A 22,281-nucleotide genomic window follows, 5' to 3' on the forward strand; every position below is an offset into this window, starting at 1 on the left:
TGATGCAGATCGAACGAATGAAGGAACTAATCGGGATTTTGAACCGGGCGTCAAAGGCCTATTATCAGGACGGAGACGAGATCATGTCGAATCTCGAGTACGATAAACTCTACGATGAGCTCCAGGGGCTGGAGAGGGAGACGGGGATTGTGCTCTCCGCTTCTCCCACAGAGCGGGTGGGCTACGAGCTTCTCTCGGAGCTTCCGAAGGTGCGGCATTTATCCCCCATGCTCTCTCTCGATAAGACAAAGTCCCCGGAGGCACTCGCGGAATGGCTCGGGGACAGGGAGGGGCTTCTCTCCTGGAAGCTGGACGGGCTCACCATTGTTCTGAACTACGAGGGGGGAGAGCTGGTCCGGGGAGTCACCCGGGGAAACGGAGAGATCGGGGAGCTCGTCACGCAAAATGTCAGAGTTTTTGACAATGTGCCGACCCGCATCCCCTTTTCGGGGAGCCTCGTGCTCCGCGGAGAGGCGCTCATCCGCTACTCGGACTTTGAGAGGATCAATGACGGCATCCTGGACGCGGAGGCCCGCTATAAGAATCCGAGGAATCTCTGCGCGGGCTCTGTCCGCCAGCTGGACCCCGGGATTACGAAGGAGCGGCATGTGAAGCTGCTCGCCTTCTCTTTGGTCTCCGCAAAAGAGGGGGACGGGAGCCCCGTGGATTTTCAGAACAGCAGGAGGAGGCAGTTTGAATTCCTCCGGGAGCAGGGCTTCTCCGTCGTGGAGTACAGGCTGGTTCGGGGAGGAGAGGTTTTGGCCGCCGTGAAGGCTTTTTCGGAGAGGGTGAAGGACAATGACTTCCCCTCCGACGGTCTGGTTCTTCTCTTAGATGACATCGCCTATGGGGAATCGCTCGGCAGGACGGCGAAGTTTCCGAGGAATGCGCTTGCCTTTAAGTGGAGGGATGAGGAGGCGGAGACCGTGCTCCGGGAGGTGGAGTGGTCTCCCTCCAGGACCGGACTCATCAATCCGGTCGCGATCTTCGATCCGGTGGAGCTCGAGGGGACGACAGTCTCCCGGGCGAGCCTCCACAATCTCTCCTTCTGCGAGGAGCTTTCACTCGGGCTGGGGGACCGCGTCTCTGTCTATAAGGCGAATATGATTATCCCTCAGCTTTCGGAGAATTTCACGAAATCCGGGACGCTCTCCCCGCCCTCCCGCTGCCCTGCCTGCGGGGAGGAGACGGAGGTCAGAAAGGATAAGGGTGCGAAGTTTCTGTACTGCAAAAATCCGGACTGTCCGGCGAAGAGGATCAAGAAGTTTTCCCTCTTTGTGAGCCGGGATGCTTTGAATATCGAGGGACTTTCCGAGATGACGCTCGAGAAATTCATCGGGCACGGCTTTATTAAAAGCTACCGGGACCTCTACCATCTTGAACGGCACCGGGAGGAAATTCTCTCGATGGAGGGCTTTGGCGAGAGGTCCTATGAGAGACTGATGGAGGCGGTGGAGAAATCCAGAGATACGCTCCTCTATCATCTGATCTACGGACTCGGGATCGACGGGATCGGACTCGCCAACGCGCGTCTGCTCTGCCGGCATTTTCACCAGGAGCTCAGTCTTATCCGGGGAGCGGAAAAGGAGGAGCTCCTGGAGGTGGATGGCATCGGGGAGGTGCTTGCGGAGAAGCTCTATGCCTATTTCCACTCGGAGAAGCAGCTTTCAGAGCTCCATGAGCTTCTCCCGGAGCTTCGGATCGGAAGGGAAGAGGAGAGAGAGGAAGAGGGGGGAGCGCTCCGCGGAAAGACCATCGTCATCACGGGGAATCTCACACATTTTGAAAATCGGAAAGAGCTCGAGGAGGAGATCCTCCGGGCGGGGGGGAAGTGCTCGGGCTCCGTCTCAAAGAAGACCTCCTATCTTGTGAATAACGACAGCTCTTCTCAATCCGGAAAGAATAAAAAGGCCAAGGAGCTCGGCATCCCGATCGTCACGGAGGAGGAGTTCCTGAAGATACTGGGAGAGAGCCGGGAGGGTGCGCAGGGAGACTGAGAGCGCCGCGGCAGGACTAAAAAATCGCTCAGGGCCGCTCAGGACTGCTTAAGACCGCCATAGACTGCCCCATAGACCGCCATGGAAGCTTCGAAGCGGTTTTTTGGGATCGGAAAGGAAAGACAAAAGTGAATTCATACGACGTATATTTTCCGCATCTTGGCATCGGCATCCGCCATCTGGTGAATTCGATTTCGCCCTTCGGCTTTCGAATCGCCTTTTACGGGATTATCATCGCCATCGGGATGCTGATCGGCATACTGGTCGCCTCCCGGGATTATCAGAACAGGGGAGGGAAGGCGGACGATATTCAGGATTTCGCGCTCTACACCATCGTGCTTGCGATCCTCGGTGCGAGGGCTTACTACGTGATCTTTGAGTGGGGCTATTATTCGAAGCATCCCGCGGAGATTCTCATGACCCGCCACGGGGGACTTGCGATCTACGGCGGCGTTCTGACCTCGATCCTCTGCTGCTTTCTCTTTACGAGGTGGCGGAAGCTCCGTTTCCTGAATATGGCGGACAGCGGCGTCATCGGCCTGATCCTCGGACAGGCGATCGGACGCTGGGGGAATTTCTTCAACGCGGAGGCCTTCGGGGGTTATACGGATTCGTTCTTTGCGATGCGCCTCCGGGAGGATATCGTAAATCAGAATATGCTGACCCGCTCTGTGCTGGATCGGGAGATCCTCGTGGACGGCGTCCGCTATATTCAGGTCCATCCGACCTTTCTCTATGAGAGCGCCTGGAATTTCGCCGTCTTCCTCTTTCTTCTTCTCTGGAGCCGCTCCGGAAAGAAGCTCTTTGAGGGGCAGATCTTCTTCCTCTATCTCGGCCTGTACGGCTTCGGCAGGTTTTTCATCGAGGGGCTGAGGACGGACTCCCTTCTCCTCTGGGGGACAAAGCTTGCCGTGTCTCAGCTTCTCTCCGCCTTTCTCGTGCTTCTTTCTCTCGCGGCGCATATTCTTATGCTCCGAAGGAGGAAGGAAAGGGAAGGGAAGCCGGAGGGGAATTCCTGACAGCCTCTCCTCCGCGCTTTTAGGGATGCGAATTTGCGCTTTTTCCTTCATACGTGCAGGAGCGCCGCGATTTGATCCGCCATAAGAATGACTATAGGATGCGGATTTGCGCTTTCCTCTCATACGTGCTATAGTACTGCAAATGTCGGCCTGAGGGAAAGGAGAGACGGGCCGCATAGCGCCGGGACCGGAGACGGTTGACGAGGCTGGCAGTGATCGAAGGATTCGGCGGATGCTGCCACGGAGTAGTGAATCGAAAGAGGGAATGGAAAAAGCGGAATCAAAACCGTAACAGAGCTTCTCTCACTCACCAGGTCATGGAAAGAGAGCGGGGACGGTCTCCTCGCCTTTGTCTTTTTAAGATAAAAGGCGGAGGACTTCCCTTTATTTTGGGACGCTTTCGGAGGGCTGTCTCCCGCTCAGGGATGATTTTGGATCTGTGAGAGGAGCTTTTTATGTGCGGAATTGTGGGATATGTCGGGAGAAAGCAGGCGGGTCCGCTCCTTTTGGACGGGCTTTCCAGACTGGAATACCGGGGCTATGACTCGGCTGGGATCGCGGTTTTTCGGGAGGACGGCGGGATTTCGATCAGCAAGGCGGTAGGGAAGCTTTCGAATCTGATCAAAAAGACGGAGGGAGGGGCGCTTCTTCCGGGGAGATGCGGCATCGGACACACGCGCTGGGCGACGCACGGCGCCCCCTCGGAGCAGAATGCGCATCCGCATGTCTCCATGCATGGGGGAGTGACGCTCGTCCACAACGGCATCATTGAAAATGACCGGGAGCTCCGCGAGGAGCTCCTCGGAGAGGGCTTCCGCTTTTACTCTGAGACGGATACGGAGGTCGCGGCAAACTATATCGAATATTGCTTTGATAGAGCGGAGGGAGACCCGAAGCAGGCGATCCGGCGTTTCATGGAGCGGGCGAGAGGATCCTATGCCCTGGCGATCCTCTTTCAGGGGAGGACGGATGAGATCTGGGCCGTCCGGAAGGACAGTCCCATGATCATCGGGCGCGGAGAGGATGGCTGCTGTCTCGCCTCCGATGTTCAGGCGATTCTGAAGTACAGCGATTCGGCCTGCTATATCGGAAACCGGGAGATCGCGCGTCTCACCGAGAGAGGCATCAGCTTCTTCGATGAAAAGGGAAGAGCGATAGAGAAGGAGATGGGCCGGATCGAGATGGACGGCCGGGCGGCGGAGAAGGGCATCTATCCGCATTTTATGCTGAAGGAGATTCATGAGCAGCCCGCTGCGGTGGAGGAGACCCTTCGCTCTATGCTGCGGGATGGCAGGATCTCTCTTTCCGGGATCGGAATCTCCGATTCCGCTCTTCAGAAGCTTCGCTCCGTCTGGATCGTCGCCTGCGGCTCGGCCTTCTACGCGGGGACCGCGCTTCAGTACGGGATAGAGGCCCTCGCCGGGATACTGGTCCGGACGGAGCTCGCCTCGGAGTTTCGCTATCGGAAGCCGCTCCTCTCTCCGGAGGATCTGGTGATCCTGATCAGCCAGTCGGGGGAGACCGCCGATACACTGGCCGCGCTTCGGGAAGCGAAGCTGCGGGGCGCTTCGACGCTTGCCATCGTAAATGTCCCCGGCTCCTCCATCGCGAGGGAAGCGGATTATGTCCTCTATACGCTTGCCGGGCCCGAGGTCTCCGTCGCGACCACGAAGGCCTACAGCGCACAGCTCATGGCGGGCTATATCCTGTGCCTCGCCCTTGCGAGGGCGAGGGGGAGACTGACGAGAGCGGAGGAGGAGCGGCTCACAGGGGCGCTCCGGGAGCTCCCGGAGAAGATCTCCCTCTGCCTCTCACTTTCCGATTCCCTTTCCGGGATTGCGGAGCGCTGCCGGGATGCGCGGGACGTCTTTTTCCTCGGGAGAGGGATCGACTACGCGGCGGGACTGGAGGCTGCCCTCAAACTGAAGGAGTTAAGCTATATCCACGCGGAGGCCTATGCGGCCGGAGAACTGAAGCACGGGGCGATCAGCCTGATTGAAGAAGGCGTACCCGTAATCGGGATTCTCAGTCAGCCGGAGCTTTTCGAGAAGATGCGATCCAATATGGCGGAGGTGAAGAGCCGGGGAGGCTGCCTCTATGCCCTTTTTATGGGAAAGGACAGAGAGCTTCTCTCCGGAACAGACGGCAGCATTCTCCTCCCGGAGACAGAGCCGCTCTTTTCCGCGAGCCTCTCTGTCATCCCGCTTCAGCTCCTTGCCTACCGGGTGAGCGTGCTCCGGGGATTGGACGTGGACCGCCCGAGGAATCTCGCGAAATCCGTGACGGTGGAGTGAAAAGATCCTGTTCCTGACAGGAACTTATTGTAAAAATCTAACAGCGAAAGCAAAGAGCCATCGGAAAGAATCATGCACTAAATCCAATGCATGGTTCTTTCTTTGCTTGTCGGAAGAATTTTTCTCATCTATAATGATAAAAAGAGTCTGCGGAATCATATTTGGGAGGTATCAAAGATGGGTATTTCCACTTTCAAGGGCGGAGTCCACCCCTACGACGGCAAGGAGCTCGCGATGGGGGAGGCGATCCGGGAAATCAGGCCGAAGGGGACCATGGTCTATCCCTTGTCCCAGCATATCGGCGCGCCCGCAAAGCCCGTGGTGCAAAAGGGGGACAAGGTTCTGGTCGGACAGACGATAGCGGAGGCCGGCGGATTCATTTCCGCGCCGGTCATAAGCTCCGTCTCGGGGAGCGTGAAGGCGATTGAGAAGAGACTGACGCCGGGCGGTGTCATGGCGGAGTCCATCCTCATTGAGAGCGACCAGAACGACGAGAAGATTCCGGGCTTCGGGGAGAAGCGCGATTACAAATCTCTCAGCAGAGAGGAGATTGTCTCCATTGTGAGGGATGCGGGGATCGTGGGGCTTGGGGGAGCGGGATTTCCGACTGCGGTGAAGCTCTCTCCGAAGGAGCCGGAGAAGATCGACTATTTTCTTGTAAACGGCGCGGAGTGCGAGCCGTATCTGTGCTCGGACTACCGGGATATGCTGGAGTATCCGGAGCGCCTGATCGGCGGTCTTCGCGTGCTGCTCCGCCTCTTTCCGAATGCGGCGGGGAAGATCTGCATCGAGGACAACAAGCCGGAGGCGATCAGGAAGCTGTCGGAGCTTGTGAAGTCGGAGGACAGGATGGAGGTCCTGTCCCTCCGAACGAGATATCCCCAGGGGGGAGAGCGGCAGCTCATCTACGCGGCGACAGGGCGGAAAATCAACTCCTCCATGCTCCCCGCGGACGCGGGAGTGGTGGTAGACAATGTGGACACCGTGATCGCGATCTACGACGCGGTCTGCGAATCCATGCCGCTCGTCCGGAGGATACTCACGGTGACGGGGGACGCGGTGGTGAAGCCCGGGAATTTCCGGGTGCCGCTCGGCATAAGCTATCAGGAGATTATCGATGCCGCGGGGGGCTTTAAGGAGGATCCGGAGAAGGTCATCTCCGGCGGCCCCATGATGGGGGTTCCTCTCTTTAAGCTCGATGTGCCGCTTGTGAAAAATTCAAGCTCCATCCTGGCCTTTTTGAAGGATCCGGTCTCCGCGGAGCCGACGACAGCCTGCATCAACTGCGGGAGATGCGTCTCCGCCTGTCCGGAGAATTTGATGCCGACTCTCATGATGCAGTCGGCTTTAAGAAAAGATACCGCCCGTTTTACGAAGCTATATGGGATGGAATGCATCGAGTGCGGATGCTGCTCCTATGTCTGTCCGGCGAAGCGCCCCCTGACACAGGGCTTTAAGGAAATGAAGCGAAGGGTGAATGCGGAGCGGAGAGCTGCTGCCATGAAGGCGCGGGAAGCGGAAGGGAAGAAAGAGGGGGAAAAGAAATGAAAATGCTGAATCTCTCTGCGAATCCTCATATAAGAGACAGGATCAGCACCGCGGAGATCATGCGGGATGTCGTGATCGCCATGCTGCCGACCGCGATCTACGGCGTGATGCAGTGGGGCTTAAACGCCGCCCTCGTCATCGTCTTCACCACTGCGGCCGCAGTTCTTACGGAGTATCTCTATGAGCTGTGCATGAAGTTCCCGAACACGGTGAAGGACTGGTCCGCCGCGGTCACGGGGCTGATCCTCGCCCTGAACTGTCCGCCGGATATCCCGCTTTGGATGCCGGTGGTCGGGGCGGTCTTCGCGATCCTCGTCGTAAAGCAGCTCTACGGCGGTCTGGGAAGAAACTTCATGAATCCGGCCCTTGCGGCCCGCTGCTTTCTCCTGATCTCCTTTGCGGGACCGATGACGAAGTTCCGGGGAGTCGGGGCGGATGCGGTCTCCTCCGCGACGCCGCTCGCCCTGATGAAGGCGGATCCCGCGGCGGTGCAGAGCCTTCGCACTCTTTTCCTGGGGCAGATCCCGGGGACGATCGGCGAGGTCTCGAAGCTCTGCCTCCTGATCGGGGCGCTCTATCTCATACTGAGAAGAGTGATCTCCCCAAAGATTCCGCTCATCTATATCGGGACCGTCGCGCTGTTCACGCTTCTCTTCGGGGGAAGAGGCTTTGACCTCCATTATGTGCTCGCGGAAATCCTCGGGGGAGGCCTGATCTTCGGGGCCTTCTTCATGGCGACCGATTATGTCACGGGGCCGATCACGCCGAAGGGTCAGATCATCTTCGCGCTGATCCTCGGGCTTCTCACCGGGCTCTTCCGCCTCTTCGGCGGCTCCGCCGAGGGCGTGTCCTACGCGATTATCCTGACGAATATCCTTGTGCCCGTGATCAATGAAAAAACGATTCCGAAGGCTTTCGGAAGGGAGGGAGAGAAGTCATGAAGAAGGATTCCTTTGTCAAGGACGCAATCGTCCTGACTGCCATCACCCTGGTCTCCGGACTTCTCCTCGGCGGAGTTTACGGCCTCACGAAGCAGAGAATCTATGAGGCGAATATGGCGTCCACGATCGAGTCCTACCACAAGGTGATGGACGCGGAGAGCTACGATGAGGAGAGCCTGGCGGACGCTCTTGAAAAAGCGAAAACGGACGGAACGATCTCTGCGGACAACGGCGGGGCGGAGCTTCTCTCCGCTGTCGCCGCAAAAGACGCGGGAGGAGAGGCGATCGGCTATATCGTGAAAGGGCAGGCGGCCGGCTACGGAGGGAATGTCATCGTGGTCGTCGGAGTGAGCCCGGACCTGAAGGTCTCCGGGATCTCCTTTCCGGAGACGCTTCCGGAGACGGCGGGGCTCGGGCAGAAGGCCACGGAGCCGGAATTCTATAAGCAGTTCGCGGGAAAGGGCACGAAGCTTTCCGTGAAGAAGGGCGGAGGCGCCGGGGAGAATGAGATCGATGCGATCTCCGGGGCCACGATCACGAGCACCGCTGTCACGAATACGGTAAACGCCGCGACACAGTTTATCGGGGACTATGTCCTGGAGCAGGGAGGAGGCGGGAAGAATGGATAAATATACGGAAAGGATTTATAACGGCATCGTAAAGGAAAATCCGACCTTCGTCATCATGCTCGGCATGTGTCCGACACTTGCGACGACGACCAGCGCTCTGAACGGACTCGGCATGGGTCTGTCCACGACCGCGGTCTTGATGTTTTCCAACCTTTTGATCTCGGTGCTCCGGAAGATCATACCGGATCGGATGCGGCTCCCCGGAGAGATTGTCGTAGTGGCCTCACTCGTTACGATCGTTCAGCTTTTGATCCAGGCCTATGTGCCCTGGCTCTATGAGGCGCTCGGCATCTATATCCCGCTGATCGTAGTGAACTGCATCATCCTCGGGAGGGCGGAGGCCTATGCGCTCTCCCATGAGCCGATGCTCTCCTTCATGGACGGTCTTGGGATGGGAATCGGCTTTACCCTCGCGCTCACGGTGATCGGAGCGGTCCGGGAAATCATCGGCGCCGGAACGATCTTTAATTTCCGCCTGATCCCGGAGGCCTTCAGCATCAACATCTTTGTCCTTGCGCCCGGCGCCTTCCTGGTGCTCGCGGTGCTCACGGCGATTCAGAACAAGCTAAAGCTCCCCTCTGCGACAAACGGGGACGCTCCGGCGGACTTTGTCTGCGCAGGAAACTGCATGGGCTGCTTTGCCTCCTGTGAGAGCAGGGAGCCTAAGAGCGCTGCGAAGCCTAAGGCAGAGGAGAAGCCGGCCTCCCAGAAGAAGGAAAGCGCCGCTGTCCCTGCTTCGGAGGGCGCGAAGGAGGAAGTACAGAAGCCCGCGGGGCGCTCCCGTTTAAGACCCGGGAGCCGGAAGGCGGAGAGCTCCTCCGAAGCGCAGGCAGAAGGAAGCGAGAAGGAGGAGAGTAAACAGCCGGAGAATAAGGACGGCGGGAAGCAGCAGGCAGACAGCGCGGATAAGGGCTCTGATCTTAAGGAGAGTCCGATCGGAAGGGAGGGATAAGGATGCTGGGGCTTTTACTGATAGCAATCAAATATTCTCTGGTCAGCAATGTGGTGCTTTCCCAGTTCCTGGGAATCTGCCCCTTCCTCGGCGTCTCGAAGAAGACGGAGTCCTCGAAGGGAATGGGGGGAGCCGTGATTTTCGTCATCGCGATTGCCTCCGTTGTCACCCATGCGATCTATATCCTCTTCCTGAAGGCCTCGGGGCCGCTCTGCAGGGCGCTTGGGCTGAAGGACGGGCTGGAGTTTCTGAACACGATCGTCTTCATCCTCGTGATCGCGGCTTTGGTCCAGTTTGTGGAGATGTTCCTGAAGAAAAATATCCCCTCTCTCTATGAGTCGCTCGGCGTCTACCTTCCGCTCATCACGACAAACTGCGCGGTGCTCGGCGTCGCGCTGAACAATGTGACCTATGGCTATAATTTCATCGAGTGCCTGGTCTATGGGATCGGGATCTCCGTCGGCTTCGCTCTGGCCCTTCTTCTTATGGCCGGGATCCGTGAAAATATCATCGCGGACAATGACGGGATTCCCCATGCCTTTCAGGGCTCCCCGATCGTGCTCATCACCGCAAGCCTCATGGCGATCGCCTTTTTCGGCTTCAGCGGTATGATTTAAGGAGGGAAGGATTATGGAAAATATCACGACATTTGTCCTGGTCGCCGCTCTCCTCGTGGGCGCGACCGGGCTCATCCTCGGTCTCTTTCTGGGAGTGGCCTCGGAGAAGTTCAAGGTCGAGGTCGATGAGAGGGAGGCCCTGGTGAGAGCGGCACTCCCCGGAAATAACTGCGGAGCCTGCGGCTTTCCGGGCTGCGACGGCTGCGCGAAGGCAATCGCGAAGGGGGAGGCTCCGGTCACGCAGTGCCCGGTGGGGGGCGCCCCCACTGCTAAGAGGATCGCCGAAATTATGGGGACAGAGGCGGGGGACCTCGATCAGGTGAAGCAGGTGGCCTTTGTCCACTGCCAGGGCTCCTGTGATAAGGCGAAGCAGAGCTATCATTACAGCGGCATCGCGGACTGCTCGGATCTCGCCGTCGTTCCGAACGGCTCGGAGAAGGAATGCCCCTACTCCTGCGCGGGCTACGGCTCCTGCGTGAAGGCCTGTCAGTTCGACGCGATCCACGTGATAAACGGTGTTGCCGTCGTCGATAAGGAGAAGTGCACCGCCTGCGGCGCCTGCATCAAGGCCTGTCCGAAGAAGCTCATCGCCCTTGTACCCTATAAGAAGAAGCGCCTCGTCGCCTGCAAAAATCTCCTGAAGGGAAAGGATGTGCGAAGCGCCTGTTCCATCGGCTGCATCGCCTGCGGGCTCTGCGAGAAAAACTGTCCCTTTGACGCGATTCACGTCACGGATAATCTCGCGGTTATGAATGAAAAGTGCACCGACTGCGGAATCTGCGCTCAGAAGTGCCCGACGGGGGCGATCACCGGGAAGAGGCCCGTAAAGCCAAAGCCTGCGGCAGCAGCTCCGCCGCCTCCCAAAAAAGATGCGGTCAAGGCAGCGGAGGGGGGAGCACAATAAGCTTTGTACGTTTCGCGGCTGTTCTTGAAATCCGGCGGGGGGCGCCGGGAAAAGATTTATCGTAAAATGCAATAAATAAAAAGCCGGAGGAACAGTCGTTTTCCCGGCTTTTTACGACAAATTGCCCTATTCCAAACCTTGATTTATCCCCCTCGCTGCGGTAGAATCTGAGTTTGTAGCGGCATTTTGGAAGTCTGTGAAATCTTAGCTTTTTCGGCATCTTTAACAGCGAAAGCCGGACGGCGCCGCGGGGGGGAGCTTCAGTATGCGCAAATGGTCAAGTATCTATCGGAATATCTCCATCCTTACGCAGCTGGGTCTTTCTCTCGCGATGCCGCTTCTTTTATGCCTTTTTCTGTGTCAGCAGCTGAGCCTTCGCTTCTCTCTCGGAGAGTGGGTCTATATCCCGGGGTTTTTCTTCGGGCTCGGCGGCTCCTTTATGACGGCGTGGAAGCTCTTTCGCTCGATCATGAAGCGGGAGGAAGAGGAGAAAAAGAAGCGGGAGACAGCGGCATTCAATCAGCATCGGGGATAGGGAGAGATGAAGGTACAAAAGACAGTAAAGGAGGAGAGCGGGAGAGTTGCGCGGGGCAGTATCCTAATGATGCTTTTGATGCTCGCCGTCTTTTTCCTTCTTCACCGCTGTTTTCCGGAGAGGATCCCCTTTGACTATCGGGTACCGCTCAGCGCAGCGCTCGGCACGGCAGTTTCCGTCCTCAATTTCTTTATGATGGGGATGACGGTCCAGAGCATCGTGAATACGGAGAAGGAGGAGGACGCCTATCAGAAGATGCGTCTTTCCTACCGAAACCGGAATCTCATGCAGCTTCTTTGGATCATCCTGGCGCTCGTTGCCCCGCCTTTTCAGCCGGTGGCGGCGATCCTGCCCCTCCTCTTTCCGGGGACGCTGATCCGGCTCCGGGGGATTTTCTCGGGGAGAAAGAGGACGGAAGAGACAGAGGGAGGTGAGAAGTAATTTATGAACTTTGATATCTCGGGTGCGAAAATTTTCTTCCGCATCCCGACGGGCATCCCCGTTCTCGGGGATATCCTGATCACAGAGACCATTCTGGTCTCCTGGCTCGTCATGGCGATCATCACCGGGCTTTGCATATTCCTGACGAGAAATCTCAAGGTGGAAAAGATCGGAAAGCGCCAGGCGGTGGCGGAGCTTCTTGTGGAGACCGCGACGAATCTGGTGCGGAGCAATACGGGGGGAAAGCGCTTTGACCGCATGATCCCCTTTGTCGCGGCTCTTTTTTCCACAAGCGTCGTCTCGAATCTGATCAGCTTGACCGGCCTCAGAAGTCCCACGGCGGATCTCTCCGTGGAGGCGGCCTGGGCCGTCGTCGTCTTTATCATGATTACGGCGAACAAGATCAAGGCGGGCGGCGTCCTCGGCTACCTGAAGGGCTTTACGACGCCGATCTTTGTGATGACTCCGTTTAACATTCTCTCCGAGATCGCGACACCCATCAGCATGGCCTGCCGTCATTTCGGGAATATCCTTTCGGGAGTTGTCATCAACGGCCTCATCTACGCGGCTCTCGCCCTGGCTTCCTCCGCGATTCTTCACCTGATCCCCGGCGCGGCGGGGCAGCTCCTCTCTCAGATTCCGATCCTGGATGTGGGGCTTCCGGCGATCCTTTCGTTCTACTTCGACTGGTTCTCCGGCATCATGCAGGCCTTTATCTTCACCATGCTCACGATCATGTATATCGCGAACGCGGCGGAGGGCTAGGAAGGACAGGAGAGTTATACTTACTACAGAAACGTCCATGCCGGAAGCACCGGCAGACAGGTTTAGGAGGAAAATAAAATGACAGATTTTCAGTTTCTTGCGAGAGGAATTGCACTTGGCGGCTGTGGAATCGGAGCGGGATGCGCATTGATCGCCGGTATCGGACCCGGTATCGGAGAAGGAAACGCCGTCGCGAAGGCACTGGAGGCGATCGGACGGCAGCCGGAGTGCAAGGGTGATGTCACGAGCACGATGCTGCTCGGCTGCGCAATCGCGGAGACCACCGGTATCTACGGCTTTGTCACCGGACTTCTTCTGATCTTCGTTGCGCCGGGAATGTTCATGAACTTCCTGAAATAAACGTCCGTCCCGATGCTCGTGCAGGCAGGCTTGCCCGGCATTTGCCCGCTTGGCGGAGACTTATACACTTATTTCGGAGGCAGTAAATGGAAACTCAGCAATTAGTAACCATTGTACCCTGGACCTTCATCGCGACGATTCTGAATCTTTTTCTTCAGCTCTATCTCATCAAGCGCTTTTTGTTCAAGCCGGTGCAGGAGGTGATCAGAAAGCGGCAGGAGAAGGCGGATCAGGATATCCGGGCCGCGGAAAAAGCCCGTGAGGAGGCGGAAAGCGTCCGCTCGGAGTACGAGAAGAATATGGCGAATGCGAGAGCGGAGGCGTCCTCCATCATTGACAGGGCGAAAAAGGACGCGGAATCCCGCTCTGAGCAGCTGCTTCGCGCGGCGGAGGAGCAGGCAAAGAATCTGAAGACGAAGGCGGATCAGGATATCCGGCAGGAGCGGAGAAAGGCGCTGAATGAGCTGAAGGGCGAGATCGGCGGCATCGCGATGGACATCGCCGGAAAGGTCGTGGAGAAGGAGATCGATGAAAAGGATCACCGAAGCCTGATCGAGGACTTCCTGAAGAACGTGGAGGAGGCCTCATGAAAAACGCGGCGGAGCTCTACGGCAAAAGCCTCTACGAGCTCTCCCGCGAGGAGGGGCTGGATCAGAGAATACTCTCGGAGATGCGGACGGTGGGGAAGCTTTTTTCGGAGAATCCGGACTATATCCGTCTTCTCTCTGAGCCCTCTTTGCCGAAGCTGGAGAGGCTTTCCCTTCTGGACAAGGCCTTTCGCGGCAGCATTGAGCCCTATTTTCTGAATTTCCTGAAGCTTCTCGTGGAGAGGGGCCTTCTGAGCTCCTACAGCGGTGCGGAGAGAACATTCAAAAACGCCTACAACCGGGATCACGGAATACTGGAGGCGACGGTTTTCAGCGCCGTGGCTCTCACGGAGGAGGAGAGGAGAGAGCTCCTCTCCCGCCTGAGAGAGCGAAGTGGGAAAGAGGTGGAGCTTACGGAGAAGCTGGATTCTTCCCTTCTCGGAGGACTTCTCGTCGAGATCGACGGAAAGAGACTGGACGGCACGGTATTGGGCCGACTCTCCGCGATCCGTAAGAAGCTTGATGAATACGTATTGTAAAGGATGGGCATAGAATGGAATTAAAGCCAGAAAAGATTTCGGAGGTCATCCGAAGTCAGATCAAATATTATGAGAATGCCATCATCCAGAATGAGACCGGAACGGTCCTGACCGTCGGAGACGGGATCGCGAGGGTCAGCGGCCTGACGAACTGCATGTCGGGGGAGCTTCTGGAGTTTCAGGACGGCACTTATGGTATGGCGCAGAACCTGGAGGAGACCAGCGTGTCCGCAGTGCTTTTCGGCTCGGACGTCGGGATCCAGGAGGGACAGACCGCAAAGCGCACCGGAAGAGTGGTCTCGGTGCCCGTGGGAGAGGCCATGATCGGCCGCGTCGTCAATGCGATTGGACAGCCGATCGATGGAGCGGGCCCGATCGAGAGCAGTGAGTTCCGCGCGGTGGAGAGTCCCGCCCCCGGCATCATCAAGCGGCAGCCTGTCAAGGAGCCGCTCCAGACCGGCATCAAGGCCATTGACTCCATGATTCCGATCGGAAGAGGGCAGAGAGAGCTGATCATCGGGGACCGTCAGACCGGAAAGACGACGATTGCGATCGATACCATCATAAATCAGAAGGGGAAGGACGTCCTCTGCATCTACGTGGCCATCGGTCAGAAGAGATCGACCGTGACCGCTCTTGTGAACGAGCTGAAGGAGGCGGGGGCGATGGATTATTCCATCGTCGTTGCGGCGACGGCCTCCGAGCCGAGCCCGCTTCAGTACATCGCCCCCTACTCGGGTTGCGCGATGGGGGAGTACTTCATGAATCAGGGGAAGCATGTCCTGATTATCTACGATGACCTCTCGAAGCACGCGGTCGCCTACCGTGCGATCTCCCTTCTGATCCGGAGACCGCCCGGGAGAGAGGCCTATCCCGGAGATGTCTTCTATCTGCACTCCAGACTGCTGGAGAGAGCGGCGAAGCTTTCCGAGGAGATGGGGGGAGGGAGCCTCACGGCGCTTCCGATCATCGAGACACAGGCGGGCGATGTCTCCGCCTATATTCCGACCAATGTCATTTCCATCACGGACGGACAGATCTTTCTGGAGACCGAGCTCTTCCACAGCGGCATCATGCCGGCCGTAAATCCCGGCATCTCCGTCTCCCGTGTGGGAGGAAACGCGCAGATCAAGGCGATGAAAAAGGTCGCGGGTACCCTGAAGCTCGTTTACTCCCAGTACCGGGAGCTTCAGAGCTTCGCGCAGTTTGGCTCCGATCTCGACGCGGACACCAAGGCGCGTCTTGCGCAGGGAGAGCGGATCGTGGAGGTTCTGAAGCAGGGCAAGTCCTCTCCGGTTTCGGTGGAGAAGCAGGTCGCGATCCTCTATGCCGTGGTAAAGGATGTTCTCAGCTCTGTCGAAGTCAGAGATATCCATGACTATGAAGAGGAGCTCTTCTCCTACCTCGATTCGGATGCCGACGGGCTCTATGCCATGGAGGAGATCCGAAAGAGCGGAAAGCTCGAGGAGGAGAGCGAGAAGAGACTCAAGGCTGCTCTTCTCCGTTTCACGGAGGACTTTACGGCGAGAAAGGCCGCTGAGCGGGACGCGAAGTAAGGGGGGACAGAGATGGCTGCTGCGAATATGAAGTCAGTCAAACTCCGGATCAAAAGCATACAGAATACGATGCAGATCACGAAGGCGATGGAGCTTGTGGCCTCCTCGAAGCTCAGAAAAGCAAAGGAGAGGGCAGACAGAAGCAAGCCCTATTTCCGGATTCTCCGCCAGACGCTCTGCAATATTGCGCTTGGAAACTATGATTTCACCTCCCCCTATACCAGGGAAAACGGAGAGGACAGCTACTGCTATATCGTCATCGCGGGAGACCGCGGCATGGCAGGCGGCTATAATGCGAATCTCTTTCGTTTTCTGGAGGAGGAAAGTGCGGGAAAGCGCTTCTCTGTGCTTCCGCTCGGAAAGAAGAGCTTGGAGTATGCGAGACAGAAGAGCTTCCCGATCGTGACGGAGCAATATGATCTGGTCTCTGCCTTAAGGGTATCCGACTGCTATGCCATCGCGAAGCTTCTCTGTGAGCGCTACCGCGAGAAAAGTTTCGGACATATCGCGCTGATCTATACGGAATTTCTGTCCATGATGAGTCAGAAAGCCGGCTCCACCAGTCTTCTCCCGCTCTCGGACTTCCGGGAGGACGCCTGCGTGATCTGCGGGAGGGAGGGGAAGGAGGAGAAGATTGCTCAGAATCTGATTCTCTATGAGCCGAGCGCCGAAGAGGTCTTTAACGCGATTGTTCCGGAGTATCTCTCCGGGCTCCTCTACAGCGCGATTGCGAGCTCTGAGGCGAGTGAGCTGGCTGCGAGGAGAAGCGCGATGGAGGCGGCGACGGACAATGCCGGAGAAATGATTGATAAACTGAGTCTCTATTACAACCGCGCGCGTCAGGCGTCGATCACCCAGGAGATCACGGAGATCGTCGCGGGCGCCGAGGGACAGTGATAGGGCGGGAACAAGGAGAGCGATACATGAGTGAGCAGCATATAGGCAAGGTAATACAGATTATGGGCGCTGTGCTCGATATCCGCTTCGAGGAAGGGCAGCTGCCGTCGCTTCTCAACGCGATTGAGATCAGCCACGACGGCGGGAAGCTCATCGCTGAGGTCGCTCAGCAGATCGGGGACGATGTGGTGCGCTGTATTGCCATGAGTTCTACCGATGGCCTCGTGCGGGGCATGGAGGCGAGGGACTGCGGCGGGCCCATCACCGTGCCGGTCGGGGATGCCTGCCTCGGGAGAATCTTCAACCTCCTGGGAGAGCCGGTCGATGAGAAGCCGGCGCCAAAGACGGAGGAGCGCTGGGCGATCCACCGTCCGGCTCCTTCCTTTGAGGACCAGACTCCGGCGACGGAGATTCTGGAGACCGGAATCAAGGTCGTGGACCTGATCTGCCCCTACGCAAAGGGGGGAAAGATCGGCCTCTTCGGGGGAGCGGGAGTCGGAAAGACCGTTCTCATCATGGAGCTGATCCACAATGTCGCCACGGCGCATGGCGGCATCTCCGTCTTTACGGGAGTCGGAGAGCGCACCCGTGAGGGAAATGATCTCTATGGAGAGATGAAGGAGAGCGGCGTCCTGGATAAGACCGCCCTGGTTTACGGGCAGATGAACGAGCCGCCCGGGGCCAGAATGAGGGTCGGTCTCTCCGGCCTGACCATGGCGGAGTATTTCCGCGATGAGAGAAATCAGGATGTGCTTCTCTTCATCGATAATATTTTCCGATTCACGCAGGCGGGCTCCGAGGTTTCCGCTCTGCTCGGGCGTATGCCGTCCGCGGTGGGATATCAACCCACCCTCGCGACGGATATGGGAGCCCTGCAGGAGAGGATCACCTCGACGAAGAAGGGCTCCATCACCTCGGTCCAGGCGGTCTATGTCCCGGCGGACGATCTGACGGACCCGGCCCCGGCGACGACCTTCACCCACCTCGATGCGACCACCGTTCTCTCCAGAGACATCGCCAGCAAGGGAATCTACCCGGCTGTGGATCCGCTGGATTCCACGAGCCGCATCCTGACGCCGGAGGTCGTGGGACAGGAGCACTACGAGATCGCAAGAGCGGTACAGCAGGTCCTGCAGCGCTATAAGGAGCTCCAGGACATCATCGCGATCATGGGTATGGACGAGCTGTCCGAGGAGGACAAGATCACCGTTTACCGCGCGAGAAAGATCCAGAATTTCCTCTCCCAGAGCTTCTCTGTCGCGGAACAGTTTACGGGACTTCCCGGAAAATACGTCCCTCTGAAGGAGACGCTCCGCGGCTTTAAGATGATTCTCGGCGGTGAATGCGACTCCCTGCCGGAGAGCGCATTTCTCCTCGTGGGAGGGATCGACGAGGTCTTCGAGAAGGCAAAGAAGCAGTAGGAGGAGAGCAGGATGGCGAACTTCCATTTGGAGATCGTCTCGATCGACGGTCTGAAATTCGAGGATGAGGTGGAGCGGGTGACGCTTCGCTCCATCGCAGGAGATGTGGCGATCCTCGCGGGACATACGAATTACTGCACAGCGGTCGGCATGGGGACGGCGAAGCTGATCCTCCCGGACGGGACGGAGAGACATGGCGCCTGTATCGGCGGCATGCTGTCCGTGATGGACAAACGCTGTCATCTTCTCCCGTCCACCTGGGAGTGGAGCGATGAGATCGACGTGGAAAGAGCGAAGGAGGCGAAGCGGAAGGCGGAGGAAAGGCTCCGGGAGGAGCGGCTCTCTGAGGAGGCCAGACTGAGGGCGCAGGCGAAGCTCTACCGCGCTCTGATCCGCCTCCAGACCGCCGGGGCGAGATAGACGATGCTTAAAATACGGACTGCGGCGGGAGGACCCGGCGCAGTCCTTTTTCGCGGGAACAGTCCCGCTCAGGCGGATCCATGCGAAAAGGATCACCCGCAGGGGCGCTTTATTGGATGGGGAAAAGAGAAAAGCCGCGGGGATCATGATTTGTGAATTTTCTGACAATTTTTAAATTCGCTGATGACAATCCGGACTTTCTATGTATAATAGTAGAGAAAAAAATGTTTTTTTTCAAAGACAGTTGGCAGCAGGCGCGCTCTCCCGCGCTCTGGCGGGGCGGAGCACAGCGGATCAGGGAAAAGAGGTTAGGGAATGGCAAAGATTGATCTTGGAAGCTATGGCATAAAGGATACGACGGAGATTGTCTATAATCCCTCCTATGAAATGCTCTTCGAGGAGGAGACGAAGGAGGGACTCGAGGGCTTTGAGAAGGGGCAGCTGAGTGAGCTCGGCGCGGTGAATGTCATGACCGGCATCTACACGGGGCGCTCTCCCAAGGATAAGTTTATCGTGATGGACGAGAACTCGAAGGACACGGTCTGGTGGACCAGCGAGGGCTATCCAAACGACAACCATCCGGCGACGGAGGAGGCCTGGAGGAGTGCGAAGGCTCTTGCGCAGAGGGAGCTTTCCGGAAAGAGACTCTTCGTCGTGGACGCCTTCTGCGGTGCCAGCAAGGAGACCCGGATGGCGGTCCGCTTCATCATGGAGGTCGCCTGGCAGGCTCACTTCGTCACGAATATGTTCATCAATCCGACGGAGGAGGAGCTTAAGAATTTCAAGCCGGACTTCGTCGTCTACAATGCCTCTAAGGCGAAGCTTGAAAATTATCGGGAGCTCGGCCTGAACTCCGAGACCGCGGTCCTTTTCAATATCTCGAGCCGGGAGCAGATCATCATCAATACTTGGTACGGCGGGGAAATGAAGAAGGGCATCTTCTCCATGATGAACTACTACCTGCCTCTGAAGGGCGTCGCATCCATGCACTGCTCCGCGAACACGGACCTGGACGGAAAGCATACTGCGATCTTCTTCGGTCTCTCCGGGACGGGCAAGACGACCCTCTCCACGGATCCGAAGCGTCTTTTGATCGGAGATGATGAGCACGGCTGGGACGACAAGGGCATCTTTAACTTTGAGGGCGGCTGCTATGCGAAGGTCATAAACCTCGACAAGGAGTCCGAGCCGGATATCTACCGGGCGATCCGCAGAAATGCGCTCCTCGAGAATGTCACGCTGGACAAAGAGGGCAGGATCGACTTTGCGGACAAGTCCGTGACGGAGAATACCCGGGTTTCCTATCCGATCGAGCACATCGAGAAGATCGTCCGGCCGGTATCCATGGCCCCGGCCGCGGAGAATGTGATCTTTCTCTCCGCGGATGCCTTCGGCGTGCTGCCGCCGGTCTCCATCCTGAGCCCGGAGCAGACGCAGTATTATTTCCTCTCCGGCTTTACCGCGAAGCTCGCCGGCACAGAGCGCGGCATCACGGAGCCGACCCCGACCTTCTCCGCCTGCTTCGGCCAGGCCTTTTTGGAGCTTCCCCCGACGAAATATGCGGAGGAGCTTGTGAAGAGGATGAAAAAGAGCGGCGCGAAGGCCTATCTTGTGAACACCGGCTGGAATGGCTCCGGAAAGAGGATTTCCATCCGGGATACCAGGGGAATCATCGATGCGATCCTGAACGGGGAGGTCCTGAAGGCGGAGACGAAGAGGATTCCCTACTTCGATTTTGAGGTTCCGACGTCCCTTCCGGGGGTGGATTCCGGGATTCTGGATCCGAGAGATACCTACCGGGATGCCTCCGAGTGGGAGAAAAAGGCGCTCGACCTCGCGGGGAGATTTGTGAAAAACTTCAGAAAATACGAGAGCAGCGAGGCCGGAAGGGCACTGCTTTCCGCCGGACCGAAGGAGGCGCGCTAGAATCCGATCCTTCGGAAAATAAAAAATATTTCCGCCGTCCCGCCTCTTTCCCTGGAAAGCGGGCGGGGGCGGCAGGCCTTTTTGAGGAAGCTTGGGGATGAAAAGAGAAGAGAGCGGGGAGCGGAGACGCCGAACGGCGCCCTCCGCGAGGCATGAGGAGAGTGAAAGGCTGCGCATGGAGGAGCCGGAACGCGGGGGAGATTTTTCGGAGGATCCTCCGCGTCGACCCTATTCCTCTCATTCCCGCCCCGCTGCGCCGGGGCGGGGGAGAGGGAAGAGGAGGGGGAGAGCGTTAAAGCCGCTTCTCCTCCTGTTTCTCTGTCTCCTTCTCTCCTATCTCGCCTGGAGCTTTCTCTCTCCCTACTTCGGAAAGCGCTACTGGACGCTCGCGGTTTTCGGTGTGGATTCCCGGGATGGGAAGCTGGAAGCGGGAGCGCTTTCGGATGTCATCATGGTGGCGAGCCTCGACAGGAGGAGCGGGCGGATAGAGCTCGTCTCTGTCTTCCGGGATACCTACGCGATGATCGGGGAGAAGGAATACCATAAGCTCAACGAGGCCTTCTTCAAGGGAGGACACAAGCAGGCGCTGGAGGCTCTGGAAAAAAATCTGGATCTCTCGATCGACGACTATGTGAGCTTCAACTGGGCCGCGGTGGCAAAGGCGATCAATGCACTCGGCGGGGTGGATCTCGAGATCAGCGATGCGGAATTCTTTTATATCAATGCCTTTATCACGGAGACCGTGGAATCGACCGGGATCGGATCCGTTCAGCTGGAGCACGCGGGGATGAACCACCTGGACGGCGTGCAGGCTGTGGCCTACGGCAGGCTTCGCCTGATGGATACGGACTTTAACCGGACCGCGAGGCAGAGAAAGGTCCTAAGCCTTGCTATGGATAAGGCGAAGAAGGCGAACCCCGCCGTCCTCATCAATGTCGCCCGCTCCGTCTTCCCGGAGATTTCCACCAGTATGGGAATCGGAGAGATCAGCGCTCTCGCCGTGCGGGCGAAGAGCTATCAGCTTGCGGAGACCCGGGGCTTCCCCTTCTCCCGGGAGACGAAGAACATCGGAAAGCTGGACTGCGTCGTCCCGACGACCCTGAGCTCCAATGTCACAGAGCTCCACAAAATGCTCTACGGTGTGGATGACTACAAGCCGTCCGCCGCCGTGGAGGAGATCAGTGCGCACATTGGGAAGGTGAGCGGATTGACCAAGGCGGGGCAGGATGCTGAGGAAGCGGGAACCGGCGGAGGCAGTATCCGAAAGAAGGATCAAAAAGGCGGGAAGAAAAAGCAAAAGGCGGAGACAGCAGCCGGGGAGAACGGACAGACGGGGAAGAAGCCGAAGAAGAAGGAGACGGCGCCTTCTAAGGAAACGGCTGCCTCTTCGGAAAAGAAGGAGACGGAAGAGAGAAAGGGCGGAGAAGCGGAGAGAGAGACAGAAAGCACGGCGCAAAAGAGTGCGGAGAGTAAAGAGCAAAAGAGCGAGGAGGAGAGGAAGGAGAGCGGAGCTTCGCGGAAGGAAGGGGAAAAGTCCGGGGGCGACGCGCAGAAGGGAGAGGTTTCCGCGGAGGATCCCGGGGATGACGCCGCCGGACCCGGCGCGGCCTATGCGAAGAAGCAGGAGCAGTCCGCACAGTCGGATACGCCTTGACAAAGATCCCGCTTTTTAGTATGATTTTTCCGTTGCGGCGATCTGTGGGAGCCGGATTGCCGGCATGGCGGAACAGGCAGACGCACAGGACTTAAAATCCTGCGGGACTTAATCCCATACCGGTTCGATCCCGGTTGCCGGCAGCTCGGAGGGAGACCTTCGAAGAGGATGGAGATGTACCCAAGAGGCTGAAGGGGAGGCACTCGAAATGCTTTAGGCCGTGTGAGCGGCGCCAGGGTTCAAATCCCTGCATCTCCGTGAATAATTTTGGAAAGCACT

General features: G+C 57.8%; 20 protein-coding genes, 2 tRNA genes and 1 pseudogene. All 23 read left to right on the forward strand.

What is annotated here, in order from left to right:
- The first annotated feature begins 2 nt into the window (after positions 1 to 2).
- The 23 genes and pseudogenes from ligA to GCWU000341_RS11875 all read left to right on the forward strand — a co-directional run bounded on the left by ligA (position 3) and on the right by GCWU000341_RS11875 (position 22,260).
- Positions 3 to 1,997, forward strand: coding sequence for an NAD-dependent DNA ligase LigA (ligA, locus tag GCWU000341_RS11760; RefSeq protein WP_009216282.1), 1,995 nt, complete (start codon positions 3 to 5; stop codon positions 1,995 to 1,997).
- Positions 1,998 to 2,125: 128 nt separating this feature from the next.
- On the forward strand, positions 2,126 to 3,016 hold the full coding sequence (gene lgt, locus GCWU000341_RS11765; RefSeq protein WP_009216283.1) for a prolipoprotein diacylglyceryl transferase: 891 nt from the start codon (positions 2,126 to 2,128) through the stop codon (positions 3,014 to 3,016).
- Positions 3,017 to 3,471: 455 nt separating this feature from the next.
- A complete protein-coding gene (gene glmS / locus GCWU000341_RS11775) occupies positions 3,472 to 5,310 on the forward strand; it encodes a glutamine--fructose-6-phosphate transaminase (isomerizing) (protein WP_009216285.1) in 1,839 nt (612 codons plus the stop codon).
- 177 nt (positions 5,311 to 5,487) lie between these two features.
- Complete coding sequence (gene rsxC, locus GCWU000341_RS11780) at positions 5,488 to 6,858, forward strand: electron transport complex subunit RsxC (RefSeq protein WP_040654432.1); 1,371 nt, start codon at positions 5,488 to 5,490, stop codon at positions 6,856 to 6,858.
- Complete coding sequence (locus GCWU000341_RS11785) at positions 6,855 to 7,799, forward strand: RnfABCDGE type electron transport complex subunit D (protein WP_009216287.1); 945 nt, start codon at positions 6,855 to 6,857, stop codon at positions 7,797 to 7,799. The genes rsxC and GCWU000341_RS11785 overlap by 4 nt, the downstream gene beginning before the upstream one ends.
- Positions 7,796 to 8,428: an RnfABCDGE type electron transport complex subunit G gene (locus tag GCWU000341_RS11790; protein WP_009216288.1), complete on the forward strand. Its 633-nt coding sequence runs from the start codon at positions 7,796 to 7,798 to the stop codon at positions 8,426 to 8,428. Before GCWU000341_RS11785 ends, GCWU000341_RS11790 begins: the two co-directional genes overlap by 4 nt.
- A pseudogene (gene rsxE, locus GCWU000341_RS11795) lies at positions 8,421 to 9,170 on the forward strand (electron transport complex subunit RsxE); the annotation flags it as partial. The gene GCWU000341_RS11790 and the pseudogene rsxE, both read left to right, overlap by 8 nt.
- Before the next feature lie 212 nt (positions 9,171 to 9,382).
- Positions 9,383 to 9,997, forward strand: a complete 615-nt coding sequence (locus GCWU000341_RS11800; RefSeq protein WP_009216290.1) for an electron transport complex protein RnfA — start codon at positions 9,383 to 9,385, stop codon at positions 9,995 to 9,997.
- Positions 9,998 to 10,010: 13 nt separating this feature from the next.
- The gene (locus GCWU000341_RS11805) at positions 10,011 to 10,901 is read left to right on the forward strand and encodes an RnfABCDGE type electron transport complex subunit B (RefSeq protein WP_009216291.1); all 891 of its coding nucleotides are present in this window, start codon (positions 10,011 to 10,013) and stop codon (positions 10,899 to 10,901) included.
- 265 nt (positions 10,902 to 11,166) lie between these two features.
- Positions 11,167 to 11,436: an AtpZ/AtpI family protein gene (locus GCWU000341_RS11810; RefSeq protein ID WP_009216292.1), complete on the forward strand. Its 270-nt coding sequence runs from the start codon at positions 11,167 to 11,169 to the stop codon at positions 11,434 to 11,436.
- 6 nt (positions 11,437 to 11,442) lie between these two features.
- Positions 11,443 to 11,877 (forward strand): ATP synthase subunit I, encoded by a 435-nt coding sequence (locus GCWU000341_RS11815; protein WP_009216293.1) that lies wholly within the window; start codon positions 11,443 to 11,445, stop codon positions 11,875 to 11,877.
- Positions 11,878 to 11,880: 3 nt separating this feature from the next.
- Positions 11,881 to 12,642, forward strand: a complete 762-nt coding sequence (locus GCWU000341_RS11820; RefSeq protein WP_009216294.1) for a F0F1 ATP synthase subunit A — start codon at positions 11,881 to 11,883, stop codon at positions 12,640 to 12,642.
- A gap of 78 nt (positions 12,643 to 12,720) precedes the next feature.
- Complete coding sequence (atpE, locus tag GCWU000341_RS11825) at positions 12,721 to 13,002, forward strand: ATP synthase F0 subunit C (protein ID WP_009216295.1); 282 nt, start codon at positions 12,721 to 12,723, stop codon at positions 13,000 to 13,002.
- An 86-nt stretch (positions 13,003 to 13,088) separates the two neighbouring features.
- Positions 13,089 to 13,592: a F0F1 ATP synthase subunit B gene (atpF, locus tag GCWU000341_RS11830; RefSeq protein ID WP_009216296.1), complete on the forward strand. Its 504-nt coding sequence runs from the start codon at positions 13,089 to 13,091 to the stop codon at positions 13,590 to 13,592.
- Entirely contained in the window at positions 13,589 to 14,128 is a 540-nt protein-coding gene (gene atpH, locus GCWU000341_RS11835; RefSeq protein ID WP_009216297.1) for an ATP synthase F1 subunit delta, read from the forward strand. The genes atpF and atpH overlap by 4 nt, the downstream gene beginning before the upstream one ends.
- A gap of 14 nt (positions 14,129 to 14,142) precedes the next feature.
- Positions 14,143 to 15,684, forward strand: coding sequence for a F0F1 ATP synthase subunit alpha (atpA, locus tag GCWU000341_RS11840; protein ID WP_009216298.1), 1,542 nt, complete (start codon positions 14,143 to 14,145; stop codon positions 15,682 to 15,684).
- A 12-nt stretch (positions 15,685 to 15,696) separates the two neighbouring features.
- Entirely contained in the window at positions 15,697 to 16,581 is an 885-nt protein-coding gene (gene atpG, locus GCWU000341_RS11845; protein ID WP_009216299.1) for an ATP synthase F1 subunit gamma, read from the forward strand.
- Positions 16,582 to 16,607: 26 nt separating this feature from the next.
- The gene (gene atpD, locus GCWU000341_RS11850) at positions 16,608 to 18,002 is read left to right on the forward strand and encodes a F0F1 ATP synthase subunit beta (RefSeq protein WP_021773092.1); all 1,395 of its coding nucleotides are present in this window, start codon (positions 16,608 to 16,610) and stop codon (positions 18,000 to 18,002) included.
- 12 nt (positions 18,003 to 18,014) lie between these two features.
- Entirely contained in the window at positions 18,015 to 18,422 is a 408-nt protein-coding gene (gene atpC, locus GCWU000341_RS11855; protein ID WP_009216301.1) for an ATP synthase F1 subunit epsilon, read from the forward strand.
- Between the two features lie 315 nt (positions 18,423 to 18,737).
- Entirely contained in the window at positions 18,738 to 20,348 is a 1,611-nt protein-coding gene (gene pckA / locus GCWU000341_RS11860; RefSeq protein WP_009216303.1) for a phosphoenolpyruvate carboxykinase (ATP), read from the forward strand.
- Between the two features lie 97 nt (positions 20,349 to 20,445).
- The gene (locus tag GCWU000341_RS11865; RefSeq protein WP_009216304.1) at positions 20,446 to 22,002 is read left to right on the forward strand and encodes an LCP family glycopolymer transferase; all 1,557 of its coding nucleotides are present in this window, start codon (positions 20,446 to 20,448) and stop codon (positions 22,000 to 22,002) included.
- Positions 22,003 to 22,060: 58 nt separating this feature from the next.
- Positions 22,061 to 22,145, forward strand: a tRNA-Leu gene (locus GCWU000341_RS11870).
- A gap of 27 nt (positions 22,146 to 22,172) precedes the next feature.
- Positions 22,173 to 22,260 (forward strand) — tRNA-Ser (locus GCWU000341_RS11875).
- The last annotated feature ends 21 nt before the right edge of the window (positions 22,261 to 22,281 follow it).

The organism is Oribacterium sp. oral taxon 078 str. F0262 (assembly GCF_000160135.1).
Taxonomy (GTDB): Bacteria; Bacillota; Clostridia; order Lachnospirales; family Lachnospiraceae; genus Oribacterium.